This window comes from Moorena sp. SIO3A2 (assembly GCF_010672265.1).
GTDB lineage: Bacteria > Cyanobacteriota > Cyanobacteriia > Cyanobacteriales > Coleofasciculaceae > Moorena > Moorena producens.
In genome coordinates this window covers 70,841-89,756 of the sequence record NZ_JAAHHC010000018.1, presented here as the reverse complement: position 1 = coordinate 89,756, position 18,916 = coordinate 70,841, and the positions used below count along the sequence as shown (strand labels likewise).

At 45.2% G+C, this 18,916-nt stretch carries 14 protein-coding genes; 8 read left to right on the top strand and 6 right to left on the bottom strand.

What is annotated here, in order from left to right:
- Positions 1 to 176: 176 nt before the first annotated feature.
- Complete coding sequence (locus F6K64_RS20910) at positions 177 to 3,437, bottom strand: sll1366 family intein-prone helicase (protein ID WP_287266224.1); 3,261 nt, start codon at positions 3,435 to 3,437, stop codon at positions 177 to 179.
- A gap of 558 nt (positions 3,438 to 3,995) precedes the next feature.
- Between F6K64_RS20910 and F6K64_RS20905 the strand changes: the two genes are divergently transcribed.
- From F6K64_RS20905 to folP, 4 genes are all read left to right on the top strand, one after another.
- A complete protein-coding gene (locus F6K64_RS20905) occupies positions 3,996 to 4,202 on the top strand; it encodes a hypothetical protein (RefSeq protein ID WP_287247420.1) in 207 nt (68 codons plus the stop codon).
- Between the two features lie 66 nt (positions 4,203 to 4,268).
- The gene (locus F6K64_RS20900) at positions 4,269 to 6,419 is read left to right on the top strand and encodes a polyribonucleotide nucleotidyltransferase (protein WP_008185716.1); all 2,151 of its coding nucleotides are present in this window, start codon (positions 4,269 to 4,271) and stop codon (positions 6,417 to 6,419) included.
- Positions 6,420 to 6,677: 258 nt separating this feature from the next.
- Positions 6,678 to 7,403, top strand: a complete 726-nt coding sequence (gene tpiA, locus F6K64_RS20895) for a triose-phosphate isomerase (protein ID WP_071986895.1) — start codon at positions 6,678 to 6,680, stop codon at positions 7,401 to 7,403.
- Between the two features lie 142 nt (positions 7,404 to 7,545).
- On the top strand, positions 7,546 to 8,391 hold the full coding sequence (gene folP, locus F6K64_RS20890; RefSeq protein ID WP_008185720.1) for a dihydropteroate synthase: 846 nt from the start codon (positions 7,546 to 7,548) through the stop codon (positions 8,389 to 8,391).
- A 264-nt stretch (positions 8,392 to 8,655) separates the two neighbouring features.
- On the opposite strand, the gene F6K64_RS20885 is transcribed toward folP, so the two are convergent.
- The 3 genes from F6K64_RS20885 to F6K64_RS20875 form a co-directional block, all read right to left on the bottom strand.
- Positions 8,656 to 9,453 (bottom strand): SPFH domain-containing protein, encoded by a 798-nt coding sequence (locus F6K64_RS20885; RefSeq protein WP_008185722.1) that lies wholly within the window; start codon positions 9,451 to 9,453, stop codon positions 8,656 to 8,658.
- 515 nt (positions 9,454 to 9,968) lie between these two features.
- The gene (locus tag F6K64_RS20880; RefSeq protein WP_044493642.1) at positions 9,969 to 10,574 is read right to left on the bottom strand and encodes a DUF4340 domain-containing protein; all 606 of its coding nucleotides are present in this window, start codon (positions 10,572 to 10,574) and stop codon (positions 9,969 to 9,971) included.
- Positions 10,575 to 10,593: 19 nt separating this feature from the next.
- Positions 10,594 to 10,776, bottom strand: coding sequence for a hypothetical protein (locus tag F6K64_RS20875; RefSeq protein ID WP_131827147.1), 183 nt, complete (start codon positions 10,774 to 10,776; stop codon positions 10,594 to 10,596).
- A gap of 92 nt (positions 10,777 to 10,868) precedes the next feature.
- Between F6K64_RS20875 and F6K64_RS20870 the strand changes: the two genes are divergently transcribed.
- Together F6K64_RS20870 and F6K64_RS20865 are read left to right on the top strand one after the other, a co-directional pair.
- On the top strand, positions 10,869 to 12,548 hold the full coding sequence (locus F6K64_RS20870; RefSeq protein ID WP_008185725.1) for a S8 family serine peptidase: 1,680 nt from the start codon (positions 10,869 to 10,871) through the stop codon (positions 12,546 to 12,548).
- 166 nt (positions 12,549 to 12,714) lie between these two features.
- Positions 12,715 to 14,001, top strand: coding sequence for a tetratricopeptide repeat protein (locus F6K64_RS20865; RefSeq protein ID WP_229419060.1), 1,287 nt, complete (start codon positions 12,715 to 12,717; stop codon positions 13,999 to 14,001).
- Positions 14,002 to 14,086: 85 nt separating this feature from the next.
- Here F6K64_RS20865 and F6K64_RS20860 read toward each other — a convergent pair whose 3' ends face one another.
- Positions 14,087 to 15,322: a methionine gamma-lyase family protein gene (locus F6K64_RS20860; RefSeq protein ID WP_044493645.1), complete on the bottom strand. Its 1,236-nt coding sequence runs from the start codon at positions 15,320 to 15,322 to the stop codon at positions 14,087 to 14,089.
- An 89-nt stretch (positions 15,323 to 15,411) separates the two neighbouring features.
- Here F6K64_RS20860 and F6K64_RS20855 point away from each other — a divergent pair, with 89 nt between their 5' ends.
- Together F6K64_RS20855 and rpaA are read left to right on the top strand one after the other, a co-directional pair.
- On the top strand, positions 15,412 to 16,233 hold the full coding sequence (locus F6K64_RS20855; protein ID WP_008185731.1) for an acyl-CoA desaturase: 822 nt from the start codon (positions 15,412 to 15,414) through the stop codon (positions 16,231 to 16,233).
- 333 nt (positions 16,234 to 16,566) lie between these two features.
- The gene (rpaA, locus tag F6K64_RS20850) at positions 16,567 to 17,304 is read left to right on the top strand and encodes a two component system response regulator RpaA (protein ID WP_008185733.1); all 738 of its coding nucleotides are present in this window, start codon (positions 16,567 to 16,569) and stop codon (positions 17,302 to 17,304) included.
- A 135-nt stretch (positions 17,305 to 17,439) separates the two neighbouring features.
- Here rpaA and chlP read toward each other — a convergent pair whose 3' ends face one another.
- A complete protein-coding gene (gene chlP, locus F6K64_RS20845) occupies positions 17,440 to 18,675 on the bottom strand; it encodes a geranylgeranyl reductase (protein WP_008185738.1) in 1,236 nt (411 codons plus the stop codon).
- Positions 18,676 to 18,916 lie beyond the last annotated feature (241 nt).

Sequence of the window (18,916 nt, the reverse complement as noted above, 5' to 3'; positions counted from 1 at the left end):
TGTTTGACCCGGTGGTGCGTTACGGGACGGACTATCCCAACCCTGGCTACCGATAAAATCAGCCGAGCCCGTCCCTAACACACCCTACGCACTCTTGCCTTTTGCCTCTTGCCTCTTGCCTCTTGCCTCTTATCTGTTCCCTGTTCCCTGTTCCCTGTTCCCTGTTCCCTACAAAATTAATCATCAATAACCGCACTCCGGTCAAGCAAAACCAAATCGCGCAATTGTTCCGTATTCATTTCCGTCAACCAATCTTCTCCAGCATCCACAGTTTGTTCTGCTAACTGTTTCTTACTTTCAATAATGTCATTAATCTTTTCTTCCACAGTGCCAGTACAGATAAACTTATGGACTTGAACATTGCGTTTTTGACCAATCCGAAAGACGCGGTCAGTAGCTTGATTTTCCACGGCTGGATTCCACCAACGGTCTACATGAAACACATGATTAGCTCTCGTTAAATTCAATCCAGTGCCACCGGCTTTCAGAGACAGAATAAATATCGATGGACCATCCGGGTCATTCTGGAACCGATCAATCATTTCCTCCCGTTGTTTCTTACGAGTTGCGCCATAGAGGAATAACACTTCCTTGCCGAATTTTTCCTCTAAATAGGGTTTCAGCAATTTCCCCCATTCGGAAAATTGGGTAAAAATTAAGCCACGGTCTCCCTCAGAAATCGCCTCTTCTAACATTTCTTCCAACCGTCGTAACTTACCCGACTGCTGGCTAGACATTAACGAATTATCCCCTGTTTTGCCTTTAGTCTTTTTCCCTTTACTGTCTAACAGTGCCGGATGATTACACAGTTGCTTGAGTCTCAACAACAAGGTCAAAATCATGCCCTTGCGCTTAATCCCCTCAGCTTCTTCAATTTGTGCTAAAGAATCATCCACCAACTGTTGATAAACCGTAGCTTGGGCTGCGGAAAGACCACAAAAAACATTCATTTCCTGCTTTTCGGGCAAATCTTGAATAATAGACTTATCGGTTTTGAGGCGACGGAGGATAAAGGGTTGCACTAGCGATCGCATGGTCTGCAAGGAATCCCGGTCGCCAAACTTCTCAATCGGTACAGCAAATCGACGTTGGAAGAATTGGCGATCGCCTAAATACCCAGGATTGAGAAAATCGATAATTGACCACAATTCCGACAACCGATTTTCCACGGGAGTACCGGTTAAGGCAATCCGAAAGGTAGTGGAAAGTTGCTTCACCGCTTGGGATTGCTTAGCGCTAGGATTCTTAATATTCTGAGCTTCATCCAGCACCACCCCCTGCCATTCCACCCCATCCAGGGTAGTCGCATCCCGATGTACTAAGGAATAACTGGTAATGATCACCTGCTTAGTCTTAACTGCCTTAGCAAAGGCTTTCCCTTTGGAGCGTTTATCCCCGTGATGCACAATAGTTTTCAGGGATGGCGCAAATTTCTTTACTTCCCGTTCCCAGTTTCCTAGCACAGAAGTCGGACATACCACTAAGCAGGGTCCATTCAGCATACCTTCTTCCTGAAGATGCAACAGAAACGCAATCAGTTGTGCGGTCTTACCAAGGCCCATATCATCCGCCAGACAAGCACCCAAACCCCAACGTTCCAGAAACGCCAGCCAGCCCATCCCTCTAGCTTGATAGGGTCGCAATTGCCCCTGAAAACTAGCTGGTTGAGGAATCGGCTCCAGGGATTGATTCCCCTGTAAATTAGTAATTAACTCTTGCAACGCTCCCGATGCTTCAAACTTCACTACCGGTAGTTTTGCCAAAGTATTATTATCACCAGTAGTGATCCGCAAAGCATCCTCTACCGACAGAGTCATGTTATCGGTCGAACCCTTAAACATCTCTTGAGCTGCCCGGACATCAGAGGGTTGTAACGCCATCCATTCCCCATCCACCTCCACTAGGGGTGATTTGAGTGCCATCAAGCGATTAAACTCCCGCTTCGAGATGGTTTTATCTCCAATCGCCAGTTGCCACTTAAACTTCAGTAAGCTTTGGAGTCCTAACCGTTGATTCTTCTTTTGTGGTGGCACTTCCGCCAGAAGACTAATTCCCAAGCGTTTGGCTCCCGTGCCTGGTTTCAATCCTGGTGGTAAGACAATACCCAAGCCATTGTTTTGCAACCGCCATGCACTAGCCCTAATGAACTCATACACATCTACTATGGTTAGCTCACAAAACTCAGGACGGGATTGGTGTAAGCTCGGTTCAATGGGAGGATAGAGTCGAGTCGCTAATCCTAACCCTTTCAGGAACGTTTCCTGAGGTTGTTCAATGGTTCGCTGCTTAATCTCCAATCGCTCTCCTGAGTAATTCCAGATCGTTTCCGCATCCACCACCAGGTCTGGGTCATCAACCGCTTGTAAGCCATAGGCCAAGCACCAATTCTCTTGGTCAGAGGTAGGAGGCTTCAGGATAAAACAAGTGCGAAACAGATTTTGCCTCAATCTCTTGGACGTCGGTGTCACTAAATTCTGTTGCACCGGAGTGTTCCAAGTAGACAGTGCTGCCGCTAATCGACCTAGGGTTGTTGACTCTAGCCCTAGGGTTTCTGAATTAGAAGACAAATTAGAAGAAAGCGATCGCAACCATTCCACCATCGGTGATTCTACTACTGGTACCGACTCACCCTTGACAAAATCCCGCACCTGTGTATTAACCACACTACTCAAGAATCCCAGTAGCAATTCCTGAGCCTTAACCAAATCGGTTGCAGGTTGAAGGTTCAACTGTGGAGAAGTAACCTCTTGTGGATAAGCACAGCAAGCCGAGGGCATGAGCTTGATATACGTTTCTAGACGGACTTGATCCGTAGTACTATCAAGCAGAGGTTGCCAGCAAGCCCTTACCTTACCATCAGGCAATCGGTACACTCCTGGTAAAAACTTACCCCGATTCAGCAGATCCAAGCTCCAGCGCATCACCTGAGACCAAAAACGCAACTCCCCTCCCAGGTAAGCGTCTGAGCCTTCAAAAGAGCCCAGGGGTAAGGCTTCCAGGAATCTTACCCCTGCCATCGGTTCCAGACTTACCCCTTGCACTTGCCATGGTTGTAATTCCCACTGACCAGCCTCTGCACTATCCTCTGCACTATCTAACAACATTTTGCTAGACAGCACTGGATAAGCTGGTTCACCTTTGGATGATGGTTCAGTAGGTAAGAGAACAATTTGAGACTGCCAGCGAACCTGATGCTGTTGAGCTGCACGCTTACGACTACCTGAACGAGCCTTCTCAGACACCTCTAAAAATTGACCAATGGACAGACGATGAGAATCTAAAAAAGACGTCAATTCTTCCTCAGTCATGGCAAACGGGTGACATGACATATCATTGGCAGTTGTTGATATCTGCGCCTTCGTGCGCCAAGTTTCTCCCCAAATAAATAGATGACCATTAGTTTCCCCAGATATCCAACTGCCATGTAACGTTGCCATAATAATTTTTGTGTCTTTTTTTGTTATCTAGTCCAGGTTTTGTCGATCAAATTTGCTGAATTTATCCCTTAGGATTAACAGCTATCGTATCTGATTAATAGATTTTATAACAAAGGTAATAGGGAGTAGGGAGTAGGGAGTAGGGAACAGGGAGTAGGGAGTAGGGAGTAGGGAGTAGGGAGTAGGGAGTAACGAACAGAAATTATCATAATTCATTTAGATTACTATATTAATAATTGAAGTAAACAAAGTTATTTTTTGAGCTGATTAGGCGAGATAATCTCCAGCTAATTTACCGATTTAATAAAATTTATTCGGTTATCAAAAAAACTGATTAAAGACTACTTTTATTATTTTCTTAATAAAAAAATGTCAAGTTTTAAGTAAACTCTATGGCTATTATTTAGAGTATTCAGTAGTATTTAAACTCTAAAAAACCGCTGAAGTTACTCCACAACAAACTTGGCAACTTTCAAAAAGAAAGTAACCGTAGGCGTCAAGGAGTTGATCCCTTAGCCAAACACCATCAAAAAGTATAGCGTTTACTAGTCTAATCAGGTGCATAGAAATTTTTTCATTTCCCGACTCCCAGGGAGTGCGCTTACAGTCGTCGAATTAAATTCGCCACGGGTCGCACCGCTCCCTATTGCCTATTGCCTATTGCCTATTGCCTATTGCCTATTGCCTATTGCCTATTGCCTATTGCCTATTGCCTATTGCCTACTCCCTACTCCCTACTCCCTTTCCTACTTACCACCCCCCTGAGTGATAAATGCTACGATTGCGACAGAACGAGAACAGTGATCAAACAAAGAAGGAAAAAGTACCGAAATGGTAGAGATAGACAAGTCAATATCCTTTGATGGACGGGATATTAGACTCAAAGTAGGTCTGCTTGCCCCTCAATCTGGTGGTTCAGTAATGATACAGTCGGGGGATACAGCAGTTCTAGTGACAGCAACTCGTGCCCCTGGTCGAGAAGGGATTGATTTTCTACCCTTGGTGGTTGACTACGAAGAAAGACTCTACGCAGCAGGTCGGATTCCAGGTGGTTTCCTCAGGCGGGAAGGCCGTCCTCCAGAAAAAGTTATCCTAACTAGCCGTCTCATTGACCGTCCCTTACGTCCCTTATTTCCCAGTTGGCTACGAGATGATATACAGATTGTAGCAACTACCCTGTCTATGGATGAACAAGTACCGCCAGATGTTTTGGCAGTTACTGGTGCATCGATTGCTGTGTTGCAGGGCAGCATTCCCTTCTATGGACCAATGGCAGCTGTACGGGTAGGGTTACTCGGGGATGATTTTATGATTAATCCCACCTACAAGGAAATCGAAAATGGCGACTTGGACTTAGTCGTGGCTGGTTCCCCACAAGGGGTAATTATGGTAGAAGCCGGTGCCAATCAATTACCGGAACAAGATATAATCGAGGCCATCGATTTCGGCTACGAAGCGGTACAAGACTTGATCAAAGCCCAGCATGACCTGCTTGAGGAGTTGGGAATTGCAATAGTGATTGGCGAACCCCCAGCCGTAGACTCGAATCTAGAAGAATTTATTCGCGTCCGCGCCACTGACAAAATTAAAGGTGTCCTCTCGCAATTTGACCTGGACAAAAATGGTCGGGATGTTGCCTTAGATGAGATTAAAGACAGTGCTGTCAAAGCAGAAATTACCCAACTCAAAGAGGATGACCCGATCCGTGTAGCGGTTAATGAAAATAGCGCATTAGTCGATAAGCTGTTCAAAAGCCTCACCAAAAAACTGATGCGTACTCAGATTGTGGAAGAAGGGGTGCGCGTGGATGGTCGCAAGCTAGACCAAGTGCGTCCTGTCTCTTGTCAAACCAGTCTATTACCTCAGCGAGTTCATGGTAGCGCTTTGTTCAACCGAGGACTAACCCAAGTCCTATCCACGGTTACCTTGGGAACACCTGGAGATGCCCAAACTCTAGATGACCTTAACCCAGAAGATGAGAAGCGCTATCTGCACCACTACAATTTCCCACCCTTTTCTGTAGGGGAAGTCAAGCCATTGCGATCGCCCGGACGGCGTGAAATTGGTCACGGAGCCTTAGCCGAACGAGCATTAGTCCCCGTGTTGCCCCCTCAACACGAGTTTCCCTATGTGATCCGGGTAGTATCGGAAGTGCTCTCCTCCAATGGTTCCACCTCCATGGGCTCGGTTTGTGGTTCAACACTGGCCTTGATGGATTCAGGTGTACCGATTACCAAACCGGTTAGTGGTGCAGCCATGGGTTTGATCAAAGAAGGAGATGAAGTCCGCATTCTCACCGATATTCAAGGTATTGAAGACTTTTTGGGTGACATGGACTTCAAAGTCGCCGGTACCGATACTGGCATCACGGCTTTGCAAATGGACATGAAAATCACTGGTCTGTCCATGGATACCATAGCCCAGGCCATTGAGCAAGCCAAACCAGCCAGACTGCATATCCTAGAAAAGATGCTGGCGGTGATTGACACACCCTCCACAGACATGTCACCCTTTGCTCCTCGCCTCTTAACCATGAAGATCGATCCGGAGTTCATCGGTACAGTCATTGGTCCAGGGGGTAAGACAATTAAAGGAATTACCGAGCAAACTGGGGCAAAAATCGATATTGAAGATGACGGTACAGTTACCGTATCTGCTATGGATGGGGACAGAGCCACCAAAGCTATCAATATCATCCAAGGCTTAACCCGCAAGCTGCATGAAGGGGATGTCTATGTTGGTCGTGTCACCCGGATTATTCCCATTGGTGCCTTTGTGGAAATACTTCCTGGCAAAGAAGGTATGATTCACATTTCCCAACTAGCTGACTACCGAGTTGGCAAAGTGGAAGATGAGTTAGCGGTAGGAGATGAGGTAGTTGTCAAAATACGGGAAATTGACAACAAGGGTCGTCTTAATTTAACCCGTTTGAACATTCATCCGGACGAAGCTGCCGCAGCACGGGAAGCAGCAGCGTTATAACCTAGCTAGGCTAGCTAGATAATGGTGAAGCGTCAGGAGCAGGGAAGCTTCTCAAGACTATAGAGAACAGATGTAGAAGCCTCTGGGGAGTTGGGGGAATAAATTGACCCTACTCTGATGATGCTTCCCTGAACTTACCCTAGGAGTATCCTGTGATCAGGTCAGTGACCAGCAAAAGTTAAACATTTCTGAGATAGCCGTAAGTAAAAGCTTTACACTAAATAATGCATTATGGTTTAGAGATGATTTAGTTAAGCTGTGCGGAAAATTGTTATAGCTGGTAACTGGAAAATGTACAAAACTCAAGCGGAAACCGCTGAGTTTTTAAAGGGATTTTTGCCTGAGGTGGAGCAAACTCCCATAGAACGGGAGGTTGTTCTGTGTGGTCCCTTCACCGACTTGGGTGTGATGTCTGAGCATGTACAAAATACTCGTGTACAGATCGGGGCTCAGAATATCCACTGGGAAAATGCTGGAGCCTACACTGGTGAAATTGCTGGTGGGATGCTCAAGGAAATTGGTGTGCGCTATGTCATTGTTGGTCATAGTGAACGGCGTCAATACTTCGGCGAAACTGATGAAACCGTTAATAAACGCCTTCACGCTGCTCAGCGTCACGGTTTGATTCCGATTCTGTGTGTTGGGGAAACGAAAGCACAACGGGATGCTGGTGAAACAGAAGACATTATTAGCAAGCAGTTGGAAAAAGACCTAGTCAACGTTGACCAGCAAAATTTAGTGATTGCTTACGAACCAATCTGGGCAATTGGTACTGGAGACACTTGTGATGCATCAGAAGCGAATCGAATCATTGGATTAATTCGCTCCAAGCTAAAGGAAGCTAATGTCCCAATTCAATATGGTGGCTCCGTCAAACCCAAGAATATTGATGAAATTATGGCTCAATCAGAAATTGATGGAGTACTGGTGGGCGGAGCAAGCTTAGAACCTGCGAGCTTTGCCAGAATAGTCAATTATCAGTAGTTGTGATTAGTCATGGGCTAATTGTTAATTGTTAATTGTTAATTGTTAATTGTTAGTTAGCTTATTATTAGTTAGTTAATTGGTTAATTGGTTGATTGCAATGGGCAATTTTCAATTAGCAATTAGCCATGATCTATAAGCGATGGATAAAGGAAAATTAACCATCCAGAACTATTCTTTTGAGTGGGGCAAACGAACCTATATCATGGGTATCTTGAACGTTACCCCCGATAGTTTTAGTGATGGCGGAGAGTATTTTACCCCAGAAGCTGCCTTAAGGCAAGCTCAGGCTCTAGTAGATGCTGGTGCTGATATTATCGATATTGGTGGTCAATCCACTCGACCTGGTGCCGAGCAAATTTCCCTACCCGAAGAACTGAAACGAGTTGTGCCTGTGGTAAAGGCAATGGGTTCAGTGCTGAAGATACCGATTTCTGTCGATACCACTAGAGCATCTGTGGCTAAGGCTGCGGTAGAAGCTGGTGCCGATATGGTCAATGATATTTCCGGTGGCACATTTGACCCAGACATGTTGCCACTTGTAGGGCAATTGGGGGTACCAATTGTCTTAATGCATATCCGAGGCACCCCGGTTTCCATGCAAAAATTAACTGATTATCAAGACTTAATTGGAGAAATCTATAGCTTTCTGGAGGAGCGGGTAACTGCGGCAACCGCAGCAGGAATTAAGCGATCGCATATTATTATTGACCCAGGCATTGGTTTTGCCAAAACCGCTGAGCAAAGTGTAGAGATTCTGCGGCAACTGCCTAGGTTTGATGCCCTCGGTCTACCGATGTTAATAGGAGTATCTCGCAAAAGCTTTATTGGACGCATCATCAATCAACCAGACCCCAAGGGTCGAATTTGGGGAACTGCTGCGGCTTGTTGTAGTGCCATTGCCGGTTCAGCAGACATCCTGCGGGTACACGATGTTGACCAGCTCCGTGATGTCTGCCGTGTTGCTGATGCGATTTGGCGTGTTTAAGTATTCAGCATTCAGCTATCAGCATTCAGTTATCAGCATTCAGCTTTTGAATAAAAGAGGTAAGCATTGGTTTAATCTCTGTTACGTTTGCTGACAGCTTACAGCTGACAGCTAAATGCTTTGATGGGCTTTTCCCGAGAGTTTCAATTCTCATTAATCTCGAACTATTAAATTCTCCCATTCGAGGTTTATTTTAAGCTGACCGCTGACCGCTGACCGCTGACCGCTGACCGCTGACCGCTGAATTATTACATTGTTATTGCCCTAATTACTCTCGCCCACAGATTCAGTTTGAAGCAAATCAGTCATGGCTTCGCTCAGTGCTTTTGGATCCATAAAGACGACTTTAGAATTGTTGCTTTCACTTAATTTTTCATTAGCTTCTACATAGCGTTGAGCAATCAGGAACTGTAGGACTTTCTGAGTATTAGCTTGCTCTTGAAGAGCTTTGGAGATCATTTGGATCGACTCCACTGTACCTTCAGCCTGTAAAATTTTGGCTTGTTTCTCACTCTTAGCAGCTCGTTCCTTCTCTAGGGCATCGATAATAGTCTGGGGTGGTTTAATCTCTTGCACCTCAACCCGCATCACCTTGACTCCCCAATCAGCAGAGGCATCATCTAATTGTTGCAATAAGTTCTGATTGATTCTGTCTCGGGAGGCATAAGTCTCGTCTAATTCCATCTGACCAATGGTAGAACGCAGAGTGGTCATGACTAAATTTTCAATCGCCTCATGAACATTATCTACAGCATAAAAAGCTTTGTACATATCTAAAATTTGCCAATACACGATCGCATCGACTTCTACCTGAACGTTATCTTTGGTGATTGCCTGCTGGGGTTCAATGTCCAAAATCTGCTCACGGGTACTCTCTTCTACGGCAATCTTGTCTATAAACGGAACTACATTGTAGTTAAGACCAGGGTCTAGTTTTTTACGATACTTACCAAAACGTTCTACTAGAGCTTCATTTCCCTCTTGGACAACTTTTGTCGTACCTACGGTGTAGCCAAAGGCTACTAAAATAATTGGGGCGAGTATGCTAAGAAGAATATCCATAGTGTTTTAGATCCTGTTAGAAGATTAATAAATTCACGCTTTGCTGCGGCTAGCATTTCCTAGAAATAACTTTATCAATAGAAGAGCACAAAATGTGTGTATAGATAACTTTCACTCTAGCCACCCCTGGGTTGAGTGTCAAAGCTGTTATCAACACTACGGGGAAGCTAACTTCTGTGGATGAGGGGTATTCCCCTCACCATTCCCCTAACCTATACTTAGAAACTGAGAACACAACAGAGGGAAGATCCGCAACAACTAAAAAAGTAGGTTATCAAAGTAGATTTAGTTTAAGCATTCAGCCGTGAGCCATTCGCGAACGCGAATGGCCTTGGCTCACGCTACTTGAGGTGCCGTCAGTGCTCAGTAGTCAGCTGATTTTATTCAAAAGCACCGATTGCGCTACGCGCACGCTGCGCCAACAGTAGCCTGGCCATTCCCGTAGCGTGGCCTTTGGCTGATAGCTGATACGCGACACGCTGATACGCGACACGCTGAATGCTTACAATTTCGTACTAGTCAGTTTTTTCAGCAGCAGATGGCTTGTCTTCTTCAGCCTTGTCCTGATTAACCAGCCATTCTGAGAGGGGGCGTGAGACAGCATACTGAAAGTCCACTGGCACTAACAGCACCTGCAACTGCTCAGATTTGGAATCCAGTGGTAGGACTTGAGCATATAGGAAACTGCGAGTAAAGTCCAAGTTGCCTAAGATCAGCTTCGGACTGTCCTGATTTTTCAGTTTCACTGTTATAGTTGCTGAGGGCTTGTCTAATCCATACTCTGGAAGTTGGTCAGGGCTAACCGTAAGAATGCGATCGCTTTTGCCCTGAGCCAGCAAGTTCAACAAAAAGGAAACAACCGCATCACTAGCTGTCGCCTCTTTGGGCTTTTTCATCCGCCAACCCGATTCTGGCTCACTGGCTCGCTCGAATACTAAGGTCTTGTCATCACTATTAACAGTAAACGATTGAATCTCGTCTTCAGTGAAATTAAATATCGGTTTTTTATTAATTTTAGCAGCTTCTCGCTTTTCAGAACCCTGAATTTCATAAATATATACACCTCCCCCCAGGAGGATGGCACAAATGACTAAAATCAGAGTTGTCCTTTGTAGTTTCATCAGTTTAAACTGCATCGATCTAAACACAGCTTAATACGTTATAGCGGTTCTCAATTGGGTGAGGTACACCTCCCTTGGGAGTAGGGAGTAGGGAGTAGGGAGTAGGGAACAGGGAACAGCGGATCTGGGAACAGCGGATCTGGGAACAGCGGATCTGGGAACAGCGGATCTGGGAACAGGGAAAAAATCTTGTGTAGTTCACAATTATGAGAAACGCTATAGCTAGATCTAGCTAAGTCTTTGGGAGATTGCTAAGTAGTCGGAGATCAATAAACGCGCTCTGTGTAAAGAATTATGAAAATTCCGATCCAAAAAACACTGGTATGGCTATTGGGTGGTTTAGGTATCTCAGGGGTAATCGCGCCAGCCTTGGGATTAGATACATCAATCTCAGAAGCTGGTATTAATGTCTATCGGTTACACCAACCTCCCTATAATTTAACCGGTCGCAAAATTGCCATTGGGCAAGTGGAAATTGGTAGACCTGGATTATTTGGTAAGGATAAGGCCGCTATCAAGAATCGGACAGTAACTCCTGCGGGAGTATTTTATCGCAACACCCCCGCAAAACCGAATACCCATGTTGATGAACATGCGGCTATGGTAGCAGCTGTGATGATTAGTCGAGACAAAGCCTTTCGGGGAGTAGCACCTGGGGCAAAACTCTACGCTTCAGCAGTTGGTTCCCTGTCTAGGAGTGGACAACCGGAAGAGTGCCTCGCGGCTCAGCATATTGCTCAGCAAAATGGCTCCGATGTGCGGGCAATTAATTTTAGTTTTGGTGAATCCCTACAGCGGGACCCGAGGGAGGAAGCGGTGCTGGATGGCAATGCGCTGTTAACTCTATGTATCGATTGGTCAGCTAGGGTGCATGACGTCTTGTATGTGATTGCTGGCAACCAAGGCAAAGGGGGCATTCCGATCCCCACAGATAATTTTAATGGTATCAATGCAGCATACACAGCCAAGCGTCAGGGAGTTTTTAATAAGGTAGACTTTGCTAACTTGAGTGCTTTACCAGTTGGTATTGGTCGTCGTCTGATTCGGCAAGAAATTAATGTTGGTTCTCGCCGCTCGATTAATTTGGTAGCTCCTGGCAACAAGATATCGTTGTATGACCTCAAAGGTAAAGTGACTAAGGTCAGTGGTACCAGTTTTGCTGCTCCCCATATCACTGGTGTTGTAGCATTGCTACAGGAATTTGGTGATTCCGCTTTGCGCAAGCTGCGCTCAAGACAACAAAAACTATTCTTGATGCAGTCCCTCAGAGCGGAAACCCCCAATACCGGGCTGCATCGCTTGTGGATGAATTGGAGTACAGATTCCCGACGCCATGAAGTAATGAAGGCAGTGTTGCTTAATTCTGCTGACAAAATTCAAGATCTCGGTGATGGGATGCTACTAGGCATGAGCCGCACGATTCGGGCAAAGGATAATCACCACTGGTTAGAGTCTGATGCTTACCAAGACCCCAAAATTCCTCTGGATATGCAGATGGGGACAGGACATCTAAATGGGTTTCGAGCTTACCAGCAATTTAAACTCGGCCAATGGAGTCCCAGTGGCATTGGAGTGCCACCAGTGGGTTGGGATTACCGTACTGTGGAGAAATCATCTGATCGGGACTATGTGTTAACAAAACCCTTAGCAGAAGGAAGTTTTATCTCTTTAACTCTGGCTTGGGACCGTTTGGTAGAGTTAGAGGATGACAATAATAATGATGCTTATGATCTTGGGGAGAGTTTTAGCGATCGCGGTTTGAATAATCTTGACCTCTATTTAATGCCAGTCGGAGAAGAGGACATTACCAAAAGTGTCTGTGCTTCTATCAGTGAAGCGGATGCTGTGGAACATATTTTCTGCCAAGTCCCTGCTCAGGGTCGCTATAAAATTCGGGTTCAGTATCAACAACAGGTTAATCAGCCGTCTCAAGCTTATGCTTTAGCTTGGTGGACAGTTCCAGATCCCAAATGATAGGCAACAGAGGCAAGAGGGCTAAGCTGCTAGCTTTGAGCAAAAACTTGGCTCGAAAAATAAAAACTTGATTGGGGATTCATCCCATGGTGCCCTTACGGGTCAGATCTCAAGATTGAAGGCGCTAGAAGCTAAAGTTACAATCTAGCTAAAGTAGGAATGGTAGTTGATTCACAATAGAGTTGGAATGGAGGAAGAGTTTTACTACCGAGGAATAGATAAAATTCGTCAAGGAGACTTGAACGAAGCAATCGAGGAATTTGACAAAGCCTTAGAGATTAATCCGAACTTCGCCGAAGCCTACTATAAACGAGCTATGGCTCGCTTTGACTTAGGGGATCAACAAGGCGCGCTTGCCGATTATACTCAGGCTTTACAAATCAATTCTGAAAGTATTGAAGTTTATTTCGGGCGGGGTTTGGCTCGATTGGCACTGGGAGATGCCACTGGAGCAATAGAAGATGCCAATCAAATACTTAAGATTAATCCTAATCAGCCTGCAGCTTGTAAGCTTCAAGGTAGTGCCTACCGTAAGTTAGGAGATAATCAGGCTGCGATCGCATCATTTAAACAAGCAGCTCAGCTCTACCTAGACCAACAAGATAAATTAAATTGTCGTCGTTGTCTTGAGAGTATCAATCAAATTCAACAACAGCAAATACTAGCTTTAGGTCGAGCCCAGACTAACGATTTTTGCCATCAAGCAATAAATAAAGTTAACACAGGCAAGTACCGAGAAGCCTTAGAGGATTTCAACTGGCTCCTTGAGGTTGACCCCAAAAATGCCCAAGCTTATTGCTATCGAGGTATTGTTCACTGCAAACTCGGTGATTACAGGAGAGCCATTCAAGACCTTGGTCAAGCTATGGAACTAAATCCCCAAGATGCTCAGGTTCGTTACCATCGAGGATTAGTACGAATTGAATTGGGAGATTACCGGGGAGCTATTGATGACTTGACCAAGTTACTACAAAGTAATCCGGAAAATCGGGACGTCTTAATCCATCGGGGTAATGCCTATATCCAGATGGGAGACTATCGCCAAGCCATCGAAGATTATTCCCGAGTTATTACTCTTAAACCCAATGATGCTCAATCATATCGTTATCGGGCAACCGCTCGTGAAAAGTTTGAAGATCTACGGGGAGCATTTGAAGATTATCAACAAGCGGCAAACCTGTATTTCGATCAACAAGACTGGACTAATTATCGGAAACTGCTCGATAAACTCAAACAGCTACAGCCATTACAACTGACCGAGGGGTCGAGCAATCGAGAATCACAAGCACCATCAAATATCAAACCTAGTAGGGAGTTGCAACAAAGACTACTAAGACTGGTAGGAGGACAATCCGATATCGCCACACGCCTACTTGACTTGGCTAAGGGAAAATACCCAGGGATGCCAGAAAAATGGTATTGGGAGAAGGTGATCAAGGATTTAGAACGATAGCGCTATAATAATTGAAATATTGATAAAACTAGCGACAATTAATCATTCAGCTTATGCGCTACAGATGGTGCTACTTGAGGTGCTATCAGCTATCAGCTGTTGCGATTGCTTCAATGGCAGCTTCTAATGCGATCGCAATATGAGTCCAATGGGTTCCTCCCTGACAAAACACAATATAAGGCTCCTTAAGCGGACCATCGGCAGAAAATTCTGACGTACTGCCATCAATAAAAGTCCCCCCAGCCATCACTAACTGACTCTCATAACCCGGCATTGCGGCTGGGACAGGGTCGAGGTAGGAACCTATCGGAGAATGCTGTTGTATCCCTCGACAGAAAGCGATTAATTTTTCCGCTGAACCCAACTCAACTGCTTGAATTACATCCCGACGGGGTACCATCGGTGGGGGATTGACAGGATAACCAAGTTGTGCTATAGTATGAGCGATTAAATGACTCCCTTTGAGGGCTTCACCAACCATTTGGGGAGCTAGGAATAATCCTTGAAACAGCAATCGATTTTGATCGAAAGTCGCCCCACCTGAACTACCAATCCCTGGAGCAGTCAGACGACAGGTCGCCGCTTCAACTAAGTCAGCTTTTCCAGCGACATAGCCTCCAGCAGTAGCAATCGTTCCCCCAGGATTTTTAATCAAGGAACCCGCCATCAAATCTGCTCCTACTGCTGTCGGTTCTTGTTCTTCTACAAATTCCCCGTAACAGTTATCCACAAAACAGATAGTATCAGGATTTTGTTGTTTGACAAGCTTGACAATTTTTTCTATTTCTGATATTGAAAGACTCTTTCGCCAAGAATACCCACAGGAACGCTGAATGAACACCAGGCGGGTATTCTCTCCTACCGCTGTTGCCAAGGCTGACCAATCTAAACTTCCCTCACTAGTTAGGGACAACTGGCGGTAACGAATCCCAAATTCTATTAGGGAACCTTGACCATCACCCCGTAAACCAATCACCTCTTCCAAGGTATCGTAAGGGGCACCGGCAATCGCTAGCATTTCATCTCCAGGACGCAATACCCCAAACAGGCAAGATGCGATCGCATGGGTTCCGGAAACAAATTGTACCCGTACAGCTGCAGATTCAGCTCCCATGACATCAGCAAACACCATGTCGAGAGTTTTGCGTCCTAAATCATCATGTCCATAGCCCGAAACACCAGCAAAGTGATGGACTCCTACACGATGTACTCGAAAAGAATCCAGTACCTTTTTGAGATTTTGCTTGACGGCGGTGTCAATACCATAAAAGATCGGAAATAGTGCTTTTTCTGCTGCTTGCAGCCGTTGAGAGCTGTTGATTCCCAAAATTCGCGCCTCGAAATTTTAGATCAAAATTTTAGATCAAAGAGAGCGGGTTATGACAATTTGTATCCTATTAGACTTACTGCATGACAATTGCTACTTCAGATAATCTTCGTTTAGATTGGGTCGTTATTACCTATATGGCCTTTATTCACCTAGCAGCCCTGTTTGCCTTACTTCCGAGCAACTTTAACTGGACAGCAGTGGGCTTAATGATCTTTTTCCACTGGGTGACAGGGGGCTTGGGGGTAACTCTGGGATGGCATCGCTTAGTGACCCACCGCAGTTTTCAGACACCCAAGTGGTTAGAATACTTCCTAGTTTTGTGTGGTACCATTTCCTGTCAAGGAGGAGTGATCGATTGGGTAGGACTACATCGCATCCATCATTTGCACTCTGACACCCAACCGGATCCCCATGACTCCCATCAAGGGTTTTGGTGGAGTCACATGGCTTGGATGTTGCATAAAATTCCTGCTGATGAGCAAATTTCTAAATTCACTAAAGATATTTCTGGAGATCGGGTTTATCAGTTTTTGGATAAGTATTTTGTGCTTGTTCAAGTGGTTCTAGGACTGTTGCTGTATGCCATGGGTGGCTGGCCATTTGTAGTGTGGGGGATTTTTGTGCGGCTAGTACTGGTGTTTCACTGTACCTGGTTTGTCAACAGTGCTACTCACAAATTTGGTTATCGCACCTATGAGTCTAATGATTGCTCAAAAAACTGCTGGTGGGTAGCCCTACTAACCTATGGCGAAGGCTGGCACAACAATCACCATGCTTATCAGTATTCTGCAAGGCATGGCATTAAATGGTGGGAAATTGACCTGACTTGGATGACGATTCAGTTCCTACAACAGCTGGGTTTAGCCAAAAACGTGAAACTGATTAGTCCTGAACAGACATAAGTTTCCCTAGGGTAGTACCTTGAGTGCTACCCTGCCAGTTGCCGAGCGGCTTCAGTTCTGAGGGCGGCTTAGTTGTAAAACCTCCTGAGCAGCAGAGTATACTCCGGTTTCCAAAGTGCAAGCACCATGGATTTATCCTGTCTACTTCAGGACTTATGACTCTAGCACTGAGGCTTAGGGAGTTTCTGGTAAAATTATAAAATATTAAAAATTCTTAGCTTTTGTTTACAAAAAACGTAAAGTCTGCCTTTATAATCGTATAAGTATTGTTACTAATCTCAAATTGTTCTTATCGAACGTTAACGGATACACCTTAGCAACAACTCCTTAGTGATGCCCCGGATACTGGTCATCGATGACGACCCCGCAATTTCAGAATTAGTCACCATCAATTTGGAGATGGCTGGCTACGATGTTAGTCAAGCAATGGATGGCATCAAGGGTCAGGCTCTAGCTCTGCAACTGCAGCCAGACCTGATTATGTTAGACTTGATGCTACCCAAGGTAGATGGTTTCACCGTCTGCCAACGGTTACGTCGGGATGAACGCACTTCCGATATTCCAGTATTGATGTTGACTGCCCTAGGTCAAACCCAAGACAAGGTAGAAGGCTTTAATGCTGGTGCCGATGATTATCTCACCAAACCCTTTGAACTCGAAGAAATGCTGGCGCGAGTGCGAGCATTACTACGGCGCACAGACCGAATTCCCCAAGCTGCTAAGCATACGGAAATACTGAACTATGGTCCTTTGACCCTAGTTCCAGAAAGGTTTGAGGCGATTTGGTTTGATAAAACCGTGAAACTGACCCATCTGGAGTTTGAACTACTGCACTGTTTACTGCAGCGCCATGGTCAAACTGTTTCTCCGAGCGAAATCCTTAAAGAAGTTTGGGGGTATGACCCTGACGATGATATCGAAACCATTCGAGTGCATATTCGTCACCTGAGAACCAAGCTAGAACCTGATCCCCGCCATCCTAAGTACATCAAAACCGTTTATGGAGCAGGTTATTGCTTAGAGTTACCCAATACAGAAAAGACCCTAGAAGTGACTTCGGCGACTGCCTAGGATGAAATTGGTAATGTCAGAGGTACTACAAATCTACCTTCTTAAGCTAGAGTGGAAAGCCCCCGCCCTTAAGCCGGGGGTAAGCTTTCTCACCGTTAGTCAGTTGGCTAATTCTGATCAAAAATTGATCAAGTTCTAGGGAGCCAAGGCATTGCCCCGCAACAAGCTACCAATTGTCTTCGCTGTAATCTTCATTTGGATAAGAGGATTAGCAGGTACAACGGTTTTATAGAGATAGCTATCGAAAGTCAGCCGCTGCACATCCTTGTCAGCACACATCTCTACAAAGGCTTCTCGGCTAGCATCGGAGTTATAGAAAACTCGTTGTAGAATATCTAGGACTTTGTAGGTCATGCCGTATTTCTTATCCCAGCGCTTCAGGTAAAGCTTGAGGTCACTCTCTGTGGGGATACGGCTACCGCCATTAGAGGTTTCCACAATGGTTTCAGCACACATGCGAGCTGATTTAGCCGCAAAGTAAATCCCTTCCCCAGAGGATTTAGTTACTGTTCCAGCAGCATCACCTACCAAAGCTACCCGACCAACTACACGTCTAGGTCTGGGATGCTCAGGAATCGGATGGGCTTCCACTTTGATAATTTTTCCACCCACAAGTTTTTTAGCCGCACGGGCGCGAATCCCTGCTTGTAGCTTTTTGATCAGGGATTGGTTGACCCTCATAGTGCCGGTGCCAACAGCAACGTGGTCGTATTTAGGGAAGACCCAGGCGTAGAAATCAGGAGAGACATCATTACCCACATACATTTCTGCCAGGTCTTGGTAGTAATTCATCATGTTCTCTGGCAAACTGATGCGCTCTTGGAAAGCGATCGCATAATTGTAATCCCCAGCATCAATTGCTTTGGCAACCCGGGAATTTGCCCCATCAGCTCCAATCACCACATCTACTTTCAAGGTTTTGTGGGTTCCCTTGACACTGCCATCAGAATGGTCAGAATAATAGATGGTATAGGGTTGAGAGTTACTGGTGGGAATATCGAGTTTATAAACGGTGCCATTAATTAAGTTAGCCCCCAACTCAGCCGCACGATTGCGCATGAACCCATCAAGCACCTCGCGACGGCACATCCCAATATATTCGTTTTCCTTTTCTATATGGATATCAACTTCAAGATCAGACGGTGAGATCATCTTCATGTTTCTCACTTGCCGGTCAATAATTTCTGGTGGCAGGTCAAACTCACTCACCATACATAGTGGAATCGCACCACCACAGGGCTTAGCATTGTCCAGCTTACGCTCAAACAAATAGGTTTCGATTCCTGCTTTAGCTAACGTCTCGGCAGCAGAAGAACCTGCTGGTCCCGAACCAACTACTGCAACCCTTAGTGCTGGCATGTTTTCTCCCATGGTTTTTTAAGCTACGCAATGCATACTATCATGGACTTTCCTGTGATCTGAAGCTTCCCTAATATTTGGGGTCAAGTTGCAATACACCTTAACAAAAGTTCGTCACATTACTTAACAATTACAGCGGTGATTGGTCATTTTCATCGTTACCGATTAATTGTTAAGATTAATTATTAATTATTAATTATTGTGTAATTTTTAGTAATTGTTATTGTTAATGGTTAATTCTTAATTAGACCGA

What these genes read in the sequence shown, in the direction of transcription:
- F6K64_RS20910 (WP_287266224.1), bottom strand. Translation starts at nt 3,437, where the DNA reads ATGGCAACGTTACATGGCAGTTGGATATCTGGGGAAACTAATGGTCAT.
- F6K64_RS20900 (WP_008185716.1), top strand. Translation starts at nt 4,269, where the DNA reads ATGGTAGAGATAGACAAGTCAATATCCTTTGATGGACGGGATATTAGA.
- folP (WP_008185720.1), top strand. Translation starts at nt 7,546, where the DNA reads ATGGATAAAGGAAAATTAACCATCCAGAACTATTCTTTTGAGTGGGGC.
- F6K64_RS20885 (WP_008185722.1), bottom strand. Translation starts at nt 9,453, where the DNA reads ATGGATATTCTTCTTAGCATACTCGCCCCAATTATTTTAGTAGCCTTT.
- F6K64_RS20880 (WP_044493642.1), bottom strand. Translation starts at nt 10,574, where the DNA reads ATGAAACTACAAAGGACAACTCTGATTTTAGTCATTTGTGCCATCCTC.
- F6K64_RS20870 (WP_008185725.1), top strand. Translation starts at nt 10,869, where the DNA reads ATGAAAATTCCGATCCAAAAAACACTGGTATGGCTATTGGGTGGTTTA.
- F6K64_RS20855 (WP_008185731.1), top strand. Translation starts at nt 15,412, where the DNA reads ATGACAATTGCTACTTCAGATAATCTTCGTTTAGATTGGGTCGTTATT.
- rpaA (WP_008185733.1), top strand. Translation starts at nt 16,567, where the DNA reads ATGCCCCGGATACTGGTCATCGATGACGACCCCGCAATTTCAGAATTA.
- chlP (WP_008185738.1), bottom strand. Translation starts at nt 18,675, where the DNA reads ATGGGAGAAAACATGCCAGCACTAAGGGTTGCAGTAGTTGGTTCGGGA.